At 49.0% G+C, this 15529-nt stretch carries 8 protein-coding genes; all 8 read left to right on the plus strand.

The features are described 5' to 3' along the window. The first annotated feature begins 254 nt into the window (after positions 1–254). The 8 genes from addB to NSQ29_RS03220 all read left to right on the plus strand — a co-directional run bounded on the left by addB (position 255) and on the right by NSQ29_RS03220 (position 15525). Entirely contained in the window at positions 255–3767 is a 3513-nt protein-coding gene (gene addB, locus NSQ29_RS03185; protein WP_341124359.1) for a helicase-exonuclease AddAB subunit AddB, read from the plus strand. Positions 3768–3769: 2 nt separating this feature from the next. Further along, complete coding sequence (gene addA, locus NSQ29_RS03190) at positions 3770–7885, plus strand: helicase-exonuclease AddAB subunit AddA (protein ID WP_341126722.1); 4116 nt, start codon at positions 3770–3772, stop codon at positions 7883–7885. A 41-nt stretch (positions 7886–7926) separates the two neighbouring features. Continuing rightward, the gene (locus NSQ29_RS03195; RefSeq protein WP_339266598.1) at positions 7927–9108 is read left to right on the plus strand and encodes an exonuclease SbcCD subunit D; all 1182 of its coding nucleotides are present in this window, start codon (positions 7927–7929) and stop codon (positions 9106–9108) included. A gap of 1 nt (position 9109) precedes the next feature. Next, positions 9110–12523 carry an AAA family ATPase gene (locus tag NSQ29_RS03200; protein ID WP_341124360.1) on the plus strand — a complete coding sequence of 1138 codons (3414 nt, stop codon included), beginning with the start codon at positions 9110–9112 and terminating at the stop codon, positions 12521–12523. A 366-nt stretch (positions 12524–12889) separates the two neighbouring features. After that, positions 12890–13249, plus strand: a complete 360-nt coding sequence (locus NSQ29_RS03205; RefSeq protein ID WP_042130338.1) for a histidine triad nucleotide-binding protein — start codon at positions 12890–12892, stop codon at positions 13247–13249. A gap of 139 nt (positions 13250–13388) precedes the next feature. Then, positions 13389–13562, plus strand: a complete 174-nt coding sequence (gene rpsU, locus NSQ29_RS03210; protein ID WP_036657994.1) for a 30S ribosomal protein S21 — start codon at positions 13389–13391, stop codon at positions 13560–13562. Between the two features lie 15 nt (positions 13563–13577). Continuing rightward, positions 13578–14021 carry a GatB/YqeY domain-containing protein gene (locus NSQ29_RS03215; protein ID WP_042190953.1) on the plus strand — a complete coding sequence of 148 codons (444 nt, stop codon included), beginning with the start codon at positions 13578–13580 and terminating at the stop codon, positions 14019–14021. 139 nt (positions 14022–14160) lie between these two features. Then, positions 14161–15525 carry an NfeD family protein gene (locus tag NSQ29_RS03220; protein WP_076284868.1) on the plus strand — a complete coding sequence of 455 codons (1365 nt, stop codon included), beginning with the start codon at positions 14161–14163 and terminating at the stop codon, positions 15523–15525. Positions 15526–15529: the final 4 nt, after the last annotated feature.

Here is a 15529-nt window from a genome sequence, read left to right on the forward strand (position 1 = left end):
ATCATGTTTCTTGCTTAACAAACTAGAAATACTAAACAGCAAGTCACCAAAATACAATAGTTGCTGTTTACTTCGTAGCTTTTTTATTGTAAATCATTAGAAAATACTAGCAAACGCATGTTCTGATATGTGCAGCTATGTTATACTGAGGGGACGAGGAACGACTGAACTTTTTCATTTGAACATTATCAAACGGTGAGTATTTCACCTTGTATCATATACATTTTCTCCGCTACGGAAGGAGTCTATCATTTATGTCGGTAACCTTTTTACTAGGCCGCTCTGGTAGTGGCAAGACAACAAAAATATGGGAGTCTATTTCTTCTTCATTAGAGAAGGAGCCTCTTGGCGCGCCGATCATTATTCTTGTACCGGAACAAGGTTCCTTTGGAGCAGAACGGGGGCTTTTGACCGTAGGGAATGTGAAGGGAAGCATTCGGGCGCAGACACTGAGCTTTTCTCGGCTTGCCTATCGAGTGAAACAGGAAACTGGAGGCAGCGCTAGTCTGCCGATCAGTGAAGAAGGTAAAAAGATGTTGATTTACAAAATCATCAGTCGCCGTAAAGAGGAACTGAAATTATTCGGTGCCTCTGCCGACAGACCGGGTTTTGTCGAACGGTTGAATCAACTGCATACGGAGATGAAGCGTTGCTGCTTGGCTTCCTCTGATTTAGAGGAGCAGTTATCCGCAATGCGAGGCGCTATTGCAAGAAGTCCTATTCTTGAAGGCAAGCTGGATGATTTACAGCTGGTATTCAGCGATTTAGAGAAGGAAATGTCACGCCTCTATATCGACGAAGAGGATCGTTTAGCGGAACTAGCTGAGCATATTCCTGATTCCTCTTACATTCGCGGGGCGGAGATTTGGGTAGATGGGTTCCACGGCTTTACCCCGCAGGAATTCGTAGTGCTTCGTGAATTGATGCAGCAAGCATCGAAGCTGACCGTGTCCCTTACACTTGATCGTTCGTATCCCTATGGAGATCAGTTGAATGAGCTTGAATTGTTTCACCCAACTGCGGTTACTTACATTAAACTGTGTGGAATAGCTGAAGAGCTAGGCATTGATGTGTGGGACGAGCTTCTGGAGCCAGCGGTTCTTCCGCGTTTTGAAGAAAGTCCTGTTCTTGCTCATCTCGAAAGGGGATATGACCGCCGAAAGGTCTGGATGGGTGCAGATGAACTGGCAAATGAAGCGATATCTATAGGCGCAGCAGTTTCTCACAGAGCAGAGGTTGAGGGAGCACTGCGTGAAATGATCAGACTGGCGCGAGATGAAGGTGCAAAATATGGTGAAATGGCCGTATTGATGCGTAATATTGGAGATTACGAGCAACTGATTAAACCGTTGTTCCAAGATTACGGAGTACCTTTTTTTCTGGATCAGAAGGTAAATGAGCTGCACCATCCATTGGTAGAGTTTGTACGTTCCGCATTGGATGTGGTGCGTCGACGCTGGCGCTTCGAGGATGTATTCCGCTGTGTAAAGACAGAGCTTTTGCTACCGCTGGACGGTAGTATTACGCGTGAGGATATGGACGCCTTAGAGAATTATGTGCTGGCTTGTGGGATTCAAGGGTATCGCTGGACGGATGGCCGTTCATGGAAAGGGATTCCTAGCTTGTCGCTGGAAGGCGGCAGACAGATGGATGAAGAACTGCTTGCTACAATGGAGCGATGCCGTGCTCGTATAACGGGTCCTCTATTTGCTTTTGAGAAACGGATACAGAAGAGTAGAAGCGGCCTTGAACTATGTACCGCAGTGTACAAGCTGCTTGATGAGACGGATGTTGCTCGGAAGCTGGAGAAACTTAGTGTCGGTGCTATGGAGAAGGGGCAACCCGAGAAGGCTAGAGAACATAGTCAGCTGTGGGGTGCAGTGCTTGATCTGCTAGATCAGATCGTCGAGATGATGGGCAACGAGAGACTTGAATTTGATGTGTTCACCGGAGTCCTAGAGACAGGACTTGCTGAGCTTAAGATGGGACTTGTTCCTCCCGCGCTTGATCAAGTACTGGTTGGTAACATGGATCGGACTCGACCAACGGGAGTTAAATACGCTTTTTTGCTTGGATTTAATGAAGGTGTTGTGCCTGCGCAGTTTAAGGAGGATGGAATTCTCTCGGAAGGCGAACGCTCTGTGCTTGAGAACGCCGGTATGGAGCTTGCTCCTGGTGCTTCTCGTAAGCTGCTGGACGAGCGGTTTTTGATCTATAATGCGCTAACGACAGGAAGTCGAAAGCTCTGGATTAGCTACGCCACTGCTGATGATGAGGGCAAGGCGCTTCTTCCCTCTGAGGTAATCCGTCATTTGCATAGAATGTTCCCAAGGGTTCATGAGCACAGCTTGGCAGCACTTCCACCTGCAGGACTACCAGAAGAAGTCAGAGATTCCATTCACCTCGGTTACATTGGTCATCCAGAACAGAGTCTTCGTGCATTGATTATGCAGCTACGCCAGTGGCGCCAGGGGACGGAGATACCTGAATTATGGTGGGATGTGTATAACTGGTTCGCTGCTGATGATATTCGTAGTCTCGAATTGAAACGTCTGCTCAGTTCATTGTTCTACCGTAACGTGGGAACGAAGCTAAAACGTGGAACAAGCCTTAGATTGTACGGTGGATCGACACTGCGAGGCAGTGTGTCCCGGATGGAGAAGTTTGTTGCTTGTTCCTTCTCCCATTTTGCATCTTACGGACTTAGACTGAAGGAACGCCAGCTATATAAGCTGCAAGCACCTGATATTGGACAACTGTTCCATGCTGCGTTAAGTGACATGGCGGTAAGACTGAAAGAAGAGGGCCGCGGCTGGGGAAGCTTGTCTCCAGAGGAATGTCGGCGTGAGGCAAGTGAGACGGTAGAACGTTTATCGCCGATGCTGCAGGGTGAAATTCTGATGAGCTCTAAACGTTACGGATACATCTCACGCAAGCTGAAAAATATTGTTGGACGTGCTTCTGTAATTCTGGGCGAGCATGCCCGCCGAGGCAGCTTTGAGCCGGTAGGGCTGGAGCTGGATTTTGGACCGGATAAGGAGTTGCCTCCTTTAAGAATTACGCTGCCGAATGGCTGTGTGATGGAGGTTGTTGGACGGATTGACCGTGTAGACATGGCCCGAGGAGAGAATGGAATTCTTCTGCGGGTGATTGACTATAAATCGAGTCAAAAAGACCTCAAGCTGCACGAGGTGTACTATGGATTATCGCTACAGATGCTGACCTATCTGGATGTGCTGCTTACGTACTCGGAGCAATGGCTCGGGCAACCGGCGCTTCCAGCAGGGACACTGTATTTCCACGTACATGACCCACTGTTAACCTCATCTAACGGGATGAACAAGGAACAGGCAGAACAAGAATTGCTGAAACGCTTCAAGATGAAAGGACTGCTTACAGCAGACCGCGAGGTAGTATCCCTGATGGATACGACTTTAGACAAAGGGTATTCTTCTATCGTGCCTGTAGCAGTAAAAGCTGATGGCAGTTTTTATAGTAGTGCTTCTGTAGCTACACCAGAGCAATGGGGACACTTATTATCATCCGTTCGGGGAACGATCTCGGATATCGGGACACGCATTACGGAAGGTGATGTGGCGATTGAGCCATACCGGATTGGGCAAGAGACAGCCTGCACATTCTGTTCCTTTAGACCCGTCTGCCAGTTCGATGAAGCCGTGGAAGGCAATGGCTACAACAATCTGGGTAAGCCAGGGAAGGACGTTATTTGGGATCTGCTGTCCCGCAAAGGAGGAACTACACCGTGAGTATGAAGTCTGAAATAGAAGCGAAACCGGAAGGAAGCATATGGAGTGATGACCAGTGGCGCGCCATCGCTGAGAGCGGTGATGATATCCTCGTTGCCGCGGCGGCAGGTTCCGGTAAGACAGCGGTACTTGTAGAACGGATTATTCGCAAAATCAGCAAGGAAGAGAATGGCTTTAGCGTAGATAGATTGCTAGTAGCTACGTTTACCAAAGCTGCTGCTGCCGAGATGCGCCAGCGGATTAGGGAAGCACTAGATCGGGAGCTTGAGGAGAATGGAGAGAATGACCATTTACGCCGTCAGCTGTCGTTGCTCGGGAAAGCCTCGATTACAACACTACACTCCTTCTGTCTGGAAGTGATCCGGCGTTATTATCAGATTATTCCTATAGATCCTGGTTTCCGTATCCTGAACGAACATGAAGCAGAGATGATGCGGCAGGAGCTGCTTCAAGAGCTGCTGGAGGAAAAATACGGTGAAGTAGGTGAAGATGGCGCGGATAGCGTATTTGTACAGCTTGCTGACTGGTTCAGTGGTGAACGCAGCGATGATGCGGTACATGCGCTCATACAGCGACTGCATGATTATGCCCGCAGCCATCCTTGGCCAGAGCAGTGGCTTCGTGATACCGCAGCTGATTTCTCATTACCAGACACAGATAGCTTAGGTCGAACTCCTTGGGTGCTAAGTATTCTTGAAGAAGCGAAGCTGACCCTTGCGGGTGCAGCCAGTCAGCTTATCCAAGGCCGGGAGATCGCGCTACAGCCGGGTGGTCCGGCGCCTTATGCCGAGAATTTGACGACTGACCTTGAGATGGTAAATGCATTGCAGGAGGCTGTGAATGAACGGCCATGGGCAGAATTATATGATATTTTCATGGAAGTATACTTTGGAAAATTGAAAGCTTGTAAGAAGGATTCGACAGATCCTGGACTGCAGGAAATGGTTAAAGAACTGCGCGATAGTGTGAAGAAGAGTATTTTAGATCTTCAGAAGGCATTGTTTGGCCGTCCTGCAGATGTTTTTTTGAGAGAACTGAACGAGGCGGCTCCTCTTATGGCAGAGCTTGCTGAGACGGTGATAGCGTTCGGTGAACGTTATCGAATCGAAAAAGCAGGACGGGGTCTCGTCGACTTTAGTGATTTGGAGCATTATTGTCTGCAAATTTTGCGCCATCATGATTCTCTACCAGGCCATTCCCTGCCTTCTGATGCAGCGATGGAGTACCGTGCCCAATTCGATGAGGTCCTGTTAGATGAATATCAGGATACGAATAGTGTGCAAGAAGAGATTGTGCGGCTTATCTCCCGCGAAACACCTGGTAACCGATTTATGGTCGGAGATATGAAGCAAAGTATTTATCGGTTCCGTCTGGCAGAGCCGGGGCTGTTCCTGGATAAATACCGTAGCTTTGGCTCTAAGAATGCCGGAGGTGGCAGTAATACAGTTGGCGAATCCGAGTTAAGCGAGTTATCTGAGAAGCCTAATGAATCGTCCGGCGGTTCGGTTATCGATCTAGCCCGTAATTTCCGTAGTCGTATGGAGGTTGTAAATGCCGTAAATATGATTTTTCGGCAGATTATGAACGAGACAGTGGCGGAGATTAATTATGACGAACGTGCTGAGCTTGTGTATGGAGCGAATTTCCCGGGTGCAGCAGAGAAGGGGCCAGATACTTTTTTTGCACCAGAGCTATTATTGATCGATCGCGGAGCGGCAGCAGGTAAATTAGAAGAGACTGAGGACGGTGAGACTCCACTTCAGGAAAGTGAAGCTATTGAAAGTGAGACTGCGCAACTGGAAGCACGGGCGATTGCTCGCCGCATTTTACAGATGACTGGCCTGAATGGCGGATCTCCGCTGCTTATTTATGATAAAGGGCTTAAGATTATGCGCCCAGTGATTTATGGTGATATCGTGATTTTGCTTCGTTCGGCGAGAATATGGACCCCTTTAATTATTGAAGAGCTTCGGATGGAGGGAATCCCTGCTTACGGGGATCTGAATAAAGGCTATTTTGAAGCTACAGAAGTAGAAATTGCACTCTCACTCTTAAAAATAGTCGATAATCCTCAGCAGGATATTCCACTCGCTGGTGTGCTTCGTTCACCTGTTGTTGGTTTAACTGAAGAGGAACTGGCTAAAGTTCGGATGTACAGCCATGGTTCTTTCTATCGTGCTGTACAAATGGCAGCGAACATGCAAGATGCAAACGAAGCTGAGGAAGAATACGATCTTTTCTCGGCTCATGTGATAGAAACAGCAAGTGCAGCGGAAGAGAAAGTTACCTCAGATAATAATGATGAAATCATTAATGAGGTGGAATCTGGAAGTGGAGCTTTACCGCAAATCAGCCTAAAGCTGAAGCAAAAGCTTAAGAATTTTCTAGAACGGCTTGAAAGCTGGAGAGATGCAGCTAGACAAGGCAGTCTCAGTGAGCTGATCTGGCGTATTTATGGTGAGAGCGGCTATCTGGAATGGGTTGGAGGCTTGCCTGGAGGCTCACAGCGACAGAACAATCTTAAAGCTTTGTATGATCGGGCTGTTCAATTTGAGAATGATACTGCGGCGCGTGGGTTGTTCCGTTTTCTGGTGTTCATTTCACGGCTTCGTGAGAATGGCGGAGATCTTGGTGTAGCTGGTGGTGGCGAAGAGGGCAATGGGGTCAGAATTATGACCATCCATAAATCCAAAGGCTTAGAGTTTCCTGTTGTTTTTATAGCGGGTATGGCCAAGCAGTTTAATCGACAGGATCTGCATTCTCCTTTCCTGATGCACAAAGAGCTTGGCTTCGGGCCACGTTTTGTGGAGCGGGAAACACGGGTCAGCTACCCAACGCTTCCTTATTTGGCTATTAATCGTCGTACACGACTTGAATTATTGGCTGAGGAAATGCGGGTATTATATGTAGCTTTAACTCGTCCGAGAGATAAGATGATTCTAGTCGGTACCGTAAGAGATTTACCACGGAAAATTGCTAGCTGGAGCAGTGTGCAGAATCGGGATGAGCTACTGCTTGCTGATCATTTACTAGCCCGGGGTCGCAGCTATTTGGACTGGGTTGGACCGGCATTGATCCGGCATCCGGCGGCGGCTATTCTTCGGAAGCTAGGCGGCTCTGAAGGCACAGTCTCGACAGTGCTGCACAGCGATGTCTCGAACTGGAGCATCAGTGTGCAGAATGCTTCCGAACTGAATTCCGGGGCGTTCCTTCCTTCGGATAACTCAGAGGACAAAGCAGAAGAACGTCAATCTGTACTCAAGGCGCTGCAAAAAGGTGAATCTGTAAGTGTCTATGGATCAGTGAATAGCGATGAAATTGCTAGAAGACTAGAATGGCCCTATCCGTTTGCGGCTGCCTCTGGTATTCCTGCCAAAACCTCTGTTACAGAGTTGAAATCTTTGTTGTCGATGCAGGACCAGCCTTCTTATGATCTCCTAGAGGAAGGTGGCTATCCTGTCACCTCAACAGAAAACAATAAACGTACAGATGTGGCAGGAGCAGACAGTCTGCATTTGCGGCGTCCGAAATTTATGGAAAAGCGCAGTCTAACCCCAGCGGAGCGTGGGACAGCCTACCATACGGTTATGCAGCATATTCCGCTGGAGGGTTCTGTTGATTCTAAAGTTGTGGAAGAAACATTAGCCCGTTTGCAGAGATTAGCTATTCTAACTGCTGAGCAGGTGGAGGCGGTATCCCCCGATCAGATAGAGACTTTTTATACGAATGAGCTTGGTCGTAGATTAATAGATTCTTCTTGGAAGCTTAGAGAAATGCCGTTCAGTTATATGCTTCCCGCAGGCGAGGCTTATGGAGGGCTCGATTATATGAATAAAGCCGTCTCAGAGCTAAGCCATGGAAATAATAATGAAGGCTTTAGTGAAGGAGTGCTGATCCAAGGGGTGATTGACTGCCTGTTCCGCGAGGAGGACCGGATTATTCTGTTAGACTATAAGACGGACTCTGTTTTAGAACATCAGGGTGGGTTAGAAGCGCTTAAGGAAAAATATCGTTTTCAGCTAGAGTTATACAGCAAGGCATTACATGATATTTTGGGAGAACCGATCAGCGAGATTTGGCTGTACTTTTTTGACGGCGGACATGCTGTGAAATTATAAATCTATTTATTACCGCATAGGAGCGGGGAAAGAGGACGAAGATGCGGATATTGCACACGGGAGATTGGCACCTCGGCCGAACGCTGGAAGGAAGAAGCCGGCAGAAGGAGCAAGAGCAGTTCATAGATGAATTGGTGGAGATCGCCGATTTTCATAAAGTGGATTTGATAATGATGGCGGGAGATGTGTACGATTCCGTTAATCCACCAGCGGCTTCAGAACAACTATTCTATGAGGCTGCCGCAAGGCTGACTTCAGGGGGCAGGCCCCTTGTTGTGATCGCCGGAAATCATGATCAACCGGAGCGCGTATCTTCAGTTTCACCGCTTGTACTAAGGCAGGGGATTACATTAGTGGGGCTTCCTACCTCAGAGCCAGTGACTGTTCATGCTGCACGCACGGGTGAGATCGCCAAAATCGCAGCTCTTCCTTATCCCTCCGAGGCGCGTCTCGGTGAACTGCTTGCAGGAGATAGCGGAGAAGAGGAGCTTCGACTGGCTTATAGTGCACGGGTTGGCAAGCTCATGCAGCTGTTGGGACGGGAATTCACGCCGCAGACTGTAAATTTGGCGATGAGCCATATTTATGTGCTTGGTGGTGTGGAAAGTGATTCGGAACGTCCAATTCAAGTGGGCGGAGCGTATACCGTTGATCCTTCTGCTTTGGCTTGTGGAGCGCAATATACTGCACTAGGTCATCTTCATCGCGCACAACGTGTCAAAGGGGAAGGAATGATCCGTTACAGCGGATCTCCGCTGGCATACAGTTTTTCTGAAGCAGGACAGGCTAAATCGGTGACGCTTATTGATGTTGCGCCGGGTGGTGAGCCAACCTTTGAAGAAATTTATCTTCGCTGTGGGCGTCCGCTTGTAAGATGGAGCTCCACTGGTGGATTGCAGGAGGTATATAACTGGCTGGATGAAGGTAGAGATGCTTCTGCTTTTATAGATTTGGAGATTCGGCTTAGTGAAGCCATGTCGATGAATGATATTCAGCGCCTGCGCAAATCACGCGAGGGGATCATTCATATTCGTCCAATCTACCCGCAAATGGAGATGGAGCTCGAACAAACTGCCCGTTCACGAATGCCGGTGCAAGAATTGTTCCGTAAATTCTATCAGCGTCAGACAGGTGGAGCAGAACCGGAGGATAGCTTGATAGAGCTGTTCTTACAGCTAACCGAAGAAGAACGGCGTCAGCCGGAGGAAGGAGAGGAGAACTAAGGTGAAACCTATTCTATTAAAAGTAGCAGGATTACAGAGTTATAGAGAAATGCAAGAAATAGATTTTGAAAGTCTGTGTGAGACGGGTCTGTTTGGGATTTTTGGACCTACGGGCAGCGGCAAGTCTAGCTTGCTGGATGCTATTACTTTGGCGATGTACGGGAAAGTGGAACGTGCCGTTAATGGAACACAGGGGATTATGAACCACTCTGAAGATTCACTTAGCGTGGCGTTTACCTTTGAGCTCACTTCTTCCGCGGGGGCACATCGTTATCGTGTTGAAAGGAAGTTCAAGCGGACTGGTGAACAAACTGTCAGCAACACGATTAGCCGTTTCATTGAAATCACACCTGACGGTGATAATGTTATGGCGGATAAGCTCGCAGATGTTACACGCTGTGTGGAGGAGCATATCGGTCTAAAAATGGATGACTTCACGCGAGCGGTTGTATTGCCGCAGGGGAAATTTGCCGAATTCTTATCGCTTCGTGGCGTAGATCGCCGGCAAATGCTGCAGCGCCTGTTCCACCTGGAACAGTATGGCGATCAGCTTGCGATCAAGCTTAGCCGCCGGGTGAAGGAGAATGAGGCTGCGCTTCGCGCGCTGGAAGCGGAGCAGCAGGGCCTTGGCAGTGCAGGCAAAGGGGATGTAGAGGCAGCGGCGGAGCGCCTCGAGCAGGCCACCCTTTATGCTGCGGAATGCCGCCGCAAACTGGAGGCGGCGCTGCAGGTCTCGGAGCGTTTTGCGCGTATACGCGAGCTCCAAGAGGAACGGACCCGCCGCGAGTTGCAGCGGCAGGGGCTGCTCGCCAAGGAGGAGGAGATTCTCCTCCTTGAACAGAAGCTCGGCCAAGCTGACGAGGCCGAGGCAAGGCTTCCCGCGCTGAAAGCATGGCGCAGCGCGGAAGAAGCCTTTAAGAGCCGATTGGCCCGCGCGGAGGGCCAAGAGGTGCTGGCCGCCGCCGCCGAGCAGGAGGCGGCGCGTGCCGCTGCCGTCGCGGCTGCTGCGCAGGCCGCGCTTGCGGCGGAAGAGCCGGCCCTCCGGGAGGGGGCCGGCATCTACCGCCGCGCGCTCGAGCTCGAGTCCGAGCTCGGCGGCCTACGGCGCGAACTCGCGGCTCTGCGCGAGCGCCGCGAAGAGGCCTCCCGCAAGCTGGCGGAGCTGCGGGAGGGAATGGCCCGGGAGCGTGAGCTTTTGGCCAAGGGCCAAAAGCGCCAGCAAGAGCTGCAGCAGAGCTTGCAGCCGCTCGGTGTCCGCTCCCAGGAGCGGCAGTCTCTGCAAGAAGCGATGCAGAGACTGCAAGGGCTGCACTCCGCCGAATCCCAGTGGGATAAGGCGGAGAAGGAGCGCCGCGAGCGTGCCGCTGCACTTGCGACTGCGCAGGCGCGACTCGCGGAGGCCGAGGGCCGTCGCAAGCTGCAGGAAGCTGCTCGCGGGCAACTGATCCGCGAGGCGGCGCTGCATCAAGAGAAGCTGCTGGCGATAGAAGAAGCTGCGCGTACTGCAGCGGACCGCCTGGAGCAACATGTCAGCTCTTTGGAAGCGGCTATGAAGGATCAAGAGCTTCACAGACTGTCGTTAGCACTAGCTAAGGAGCTGGAAGAAGGACAACCCTGCCCTGTATGCGGCAGCGAGCATCATCCTGCACCTGCATTATTGCAGGATAGCTTAGAGCAACAAGAACTGGAAATGAAGCTTCAGCAAGTTCGAACATTGTCTAGACGGGCTTTGGAAGCTCGTCATCTGTTCCGTGGTCTTCGTGAACAGGATCAAGTATGGCTGGAGCAGGTATTTGGAAATGAAGTCATCGAAGCGGCAAATCACCCTGCAGCTGCAGGTTCAGAAGTAAGTAGTGCAGTTACTTCCACCGATTTAATCATTCCAGATGAAAAAGCCTTGGCAGAACTTGAAGCTGCACATTTGGGATTAAAAGGACAGTCAGGTGAAGTACGCCGAACTGCGGTACAGTGGCAGCAATCGATGCAGGAGGTCCAGCAGCTGTGCCTCAAAGAAGCGGCAGCTGTCGCAGGTGAACGGAGCTGGGTAGAAGGAATTGCTGCCAAAGCTGAGGAACTCAGCGCCCAGCTAACGGCTCTACGGCAGAACTGGACACAGCAGTTCCCGGATCTGGCACCTGGAGAAGTGGAACAAGCTTACCGTGATCTGTTAGCTAAGGATGCACAAGCTGAAGAAATTAGATCTCGACTTGATATCAGTGTCAAGTTTCTGGAGGAGAAAAGTGCTTCAGTGCAGAACCTTCAAGAGACCATAACGGGGCTGGATAAAGAGCTGGCTCAGTGGATCACACAGATCGAAGGCAAGGAAGAATTGCAGCGTGAAAAAGAACAGCGTCTACTGGAGTGGACGAATGGTCGTTCTGCTGCTCCTCTTCTAGCGGAATGTGAAGGACGTCTGCAGGAATTGTTAACTGCTCTGGAGACAAGCAAGCAGTCACATCTCGCAGCGGCGGAGAAGGCTCAGCATGAGGTTAAGGAAGCAGCGATTACTCGCCAGGCTGCGGAATCTGCGCGTGAACATTACGTAGCAGCTACCAGTCATTGGGAACAAAGCTTGGCTTCTTCACCGTTTAGTTCAGCCACTGAGGTTGAAGGAGCAGCGCTCACATCCGAAGCAAGGGAAATGGCTTATTCCCGCGTACGTGCTCATCGTGCCGAAGAAGCTGAGGTCTCGTTGCAACTGCGTAATATTGAAGAGAAGCTTGACGGAGCCAGCTTAAGTGAAGAAGAATGGCAAGAAAGTCAGGGGATCTTAAGAGAAAGCAAGGCTGAGGATGAAGTATCTCTTCAGTCAAGAGCACGTGCAGAGCGTGATCTGGAGGACCTGCGGCATCGACATATTCGCTGGATGGAGCTCGAAGCTAAGCGGATTGAGCACGCTTCTATGCAAGATCAACTCTCCAAACTACAGACGGTCTTACGTGGGAACGCCTTTGTTGAGTACATTGCTGAGGAACAATTGATGCAGGTGTGTCAGTCCGCTTCCCAGCGGCTTCGATTCCTGAGTAAGCAGCGTTATGCATTGGAGGTTGATTCGGGTGGCGGCTTTGTGATCCGTGATGACGGGAACGGCGGGGTGAGAAGACCTGTCTCAACCCTGTCTGGTGGAGAGACCTTCCTAACATCCCTTTCGCTGGCACTTGCTCTTTCAGCTCAGATCCAGCTGCGTGGGCAATATCCGTTGCAATTTTTCTTCCTAGATGAAGGGTTTGGTACTCTCGACCCAGAGCTGCTGGATACAGTGATTACATCACTTGAAAGGTTGCATAATGACCAGCTGTCTGTCGGTATTATCAGCCACGTTCCAGAGCTTCGTGCAAGGTTGCCGCGCAAGCTGGTGGTAGTTCCTGCTGAACAAGGTGGAGGGGGATCGCGTATCCTTTTGGAAAAAATGTGAAGCATTTTAAACTGTGTGATCGATATCACAGATACAGCATCAACGCGCTGTTATAATACAGCTAAGCCGACATTACTTTAGAAACACCTCGGCGGACGTATGACCGGGAATGTACTCCTTTTCATACGTCCGCCGCCGAATCAGCTTTATAAGCTGTGAAGGGTGTTTCTCTTTTTTTTGCCTTTTTAGGCCCTACGGGTATATATATAGCTCAACTTCATTTGTAAACGGATTTCATTCTGTAATAGATACAGTTTTAGAGTGTGGATGTTGAATCTTCTAGCGTCTTTCGTAATTGGTGATTATCCTGTATGATTATCTTATGATGAAGTGAAATTTCACCAATTTTTAGGAGGCAAGCACTCTATGGAGACCGTGTTTAGCAAAATTATTGAGGGTACTATTCCTTCCAAAAAAGTATTTGAGAACGAACGTATTCTTGCATTCTACGACATCGAGCCGGCTGCACCGGTACATGTGTTGATCATTCCAAAGAAGTTCATTGCTTCCATGAATGATGTCACACCTGAGGATCTTCCGCTAATTGCAGAAATTCACAGTGTAGCGCAACAGATCGCTATCGACCTTGGGATTGCCGAATCTGGTTATCGTTTGATCAATAATTGTGGTCCAGATAGTGGACAAGCTGTGCCTCATCTTCATTATCACTTGCTTGGTGGGGCCAAGCTGGGAGCTCTCACAGGAAACTCAGCTTCTCACGCATAGTACAATCATTAAATGTTGAAGAACTTGCCAGAAAAAAAGAATAACACGAAGGTTGACACCCTATTTCCGTTTGACCTATAATGGAATTTGATAAACCGTGTTATGCTCTTGGACGGTATGGTCGGAGGGAGGGGAAACTGTGTCTGAAACGAAAGTTCGCAAAAACGAGACAATTGATGCTGCACTTCGTCGCTTTAAACGTTCCATCGCAAAAGATGGTGTCTTGGCTGAGGTGAAGAAACGCAAACATTACGAAAAGCCAAGCGTTAAGAAAAAGCTGAAGTCTGAGGCTGCTCGTAAGAGAAAGTTTTAGGAGGATTACCCACGCATGAATCTTAGCGAGAGATTGAACGAAGATATGAAGCAAGCGATGAAGAGTAAGGACAAGTTCACGCTCTCCACGATTCGAATGGTTCGTTCTACAATAAAGTATCTTGAAATAGATTTGAAGAGAACATTGGACGACAACGAAGTGCTTGATATCCTTAGTCGTGAAATCAAACAGCGCAAAGATGCCCTCCAAGAATTTGAATCAGCGGGTCGCGACGAGCTTGCCGCGAGTACGAAGGCAGAAATCGAGATTATTATTAAGTATCTTCCCGAGCAACTTTCCGAAGAAGAAATTAAAGCAATTGTACAGCAGACCATCCAGGAAACCGGTGCTTCTTCGAAAAGCGAAATGGGTAAGGTCATGAGCGCACTGATGCCTAAGGTCAAAGGTCGCGCCGATGGTAAACTCGTGAACCAAGCGGTTCAGCAATTTCTGCAATAATATAGCGCCAGCACCCCTTGTAAAAGGGGTGCTTTTCTTTGTTTTGAAACGTAGTTACGCTTACAACGTAATAAAGTTTATGTGTCCCGGGTCAAGTTGAAGAAGGGAGGTAAAAACATTGAAAAGATTACGGAAAATTATGTTAGCCAGCATTCCAGTTGTTTTACTGCTACTGCTCTTAACGCCGTTTATCCCGAATGTCAGCGCTGATGTAACAGTACCAAAAGCACCGAATGCTGCGAATGGTGAGATGAAGAAAGGCCCTGTGTTTATTATTCCGGTTGATCAGAAAATTGAAAGAGGTCTGCAAAGCTTTTTGGAAAGAGGGTTCGCAGAAGCTGCTAATTATGGAGCGGTTCTAATTGTACTGGAGGTGGATACACCGGGTGGACTGGTGAGTTCAGCAGAACAGATTGGGACGATGGTAAGAGATAGTGACATACCTACGGCTGCTTTTATTAAAGGTGATGCCGCTTCCGCAGGCAGTTACATAGCACTTAACGCAGGTGCAATCATCATGAAGCCGGGCAGCATGATCGGTTCTGCATCTCTAGTAGATAGTAGCGGCCAGAAAGTAGATGACGCGAAGATGGTCTCCTACTGGAAATCAAAAATGATTGGAGCCGCTGCTCTAAATGAGCGTGATCCTGATATTGCTGCGGGAATGGTCGATAGTAATTTGGTTGTGGATAAGCCAGATCTTGGCGTATCTAAAGCGCAGGGCGAAATTATTGCCTTGTCTAGTGACGAAGCTTTAAAAGCTGGTTATGCTGATCAAATTACAACCACTCCAGAAGAGGCGATTACTTGGTTAGGTTATACTACAGATGACATTTTTCGTGTGGAGCATACGGGTGCCGAGAAAATGTCGCAATTTCTGACGAATCCGATTATTATGACGATTTTGCTATTCATCGGGATCACAGGCATTGTGATTGAGTTGATCGTTCCGGGCTTCGGTGCACCTGGGATTATTGGGACATTAGCCTTTGTTTTATATTTTTTCGGAAATTCTGTAGCAGGGTTTGCCGGATCAGAGACTTGGCTTTTGTTCATAATCGGACTTGTCATGCTTGTGCTGGAGCTATTCGTGCCGAGCTTTGGGATATTGGGGATACTTGGTTCCGTGAGCCTTGTGGCAGGTGTCGTACGCGCAGCATACAGCTTCACACATGCATTGTTTAGTCTCGGTATCGCATTCGCGGCTGCAACAGTAGTCATTGTGATTGTGGCTGTCGCCTTTAAAGAACGTGGAATTTGGAATAGGTTTATTTTAAAGGATACGCTCTCTAAAGATCAGGGATTTGTACCTGTTGAAGAAAAGTTAAGCTTAGTTGGAGCTATAGGAAACAGTATTACTCCACTTCGTCCATCCGGAACGGCTATGATTGGCGGCGAGCGAGTAGATGTCGTTACTGAAGGCAGCTTTATTAGTGTTAATGCACCGGTCTCTGTTGTAAAAGTTGAGGGCGGACGGATTGTGGTGAAGGAAATTAAGGAATAAGGTA

Origin of the sequence: Paenibacillus sp. FSL F4-0236, from assembly GCF_038000135.1 — a bacterium.
Classification (GTDB): domain Bacteria; phylum Bacillota; class Bacilli; order Paenibacillales; family Paenibacillaceae; genus Paenibacillus_AQ.

What these genes read in the sequence shown, in the direction of transcription:
- addB (WP_341124359.1), top strand. Translation starts at nt 255, where the DNA reads ATGTCGGTAACCTTTTTACTAGGCCGCTCTGGTAGTGGCAAGACAACA.
- NSQ29_RS03195 (WP_339266598.1), top strand. Translation starts at nt 7,927, where the DNA reads ATGCGGATATTGCACACGGGAGATTGGCACCTCGGCCGAACGCTGGAA.
- addA (WP_341126722.1), top strand. Translation starts at nt 3,770, where the DNA reads ATGAAGTCTGAAATAGAAGCGAAACCGGAAGGAAGCATATGGAGTGAT.
- NSQ29_RS03215 (WP_042190953.1), top strand. Translation starts at nt 13,578, where the DNA reads ATGAATCTTAGCGAGAGATTGAACGAAGATATGAAGCAAGCGATGAAG.
- NSQ29_RS03205 (WP_042130338.1), top strand. Translation starts at nt 12,890, where the DNA reads ATGGAGACCGTGTTTAGCAAAATTATTGAGGGTACTATTCCTTCCAAA.
- NSQ29_RS03220 (WP_076284868.1), top strand. Translation starts at nt 14,161, where the DNA reads ATGTTAGCCAGCATTCCAGTTGTTTTACTGCTACTGCTCTTAACGCCG.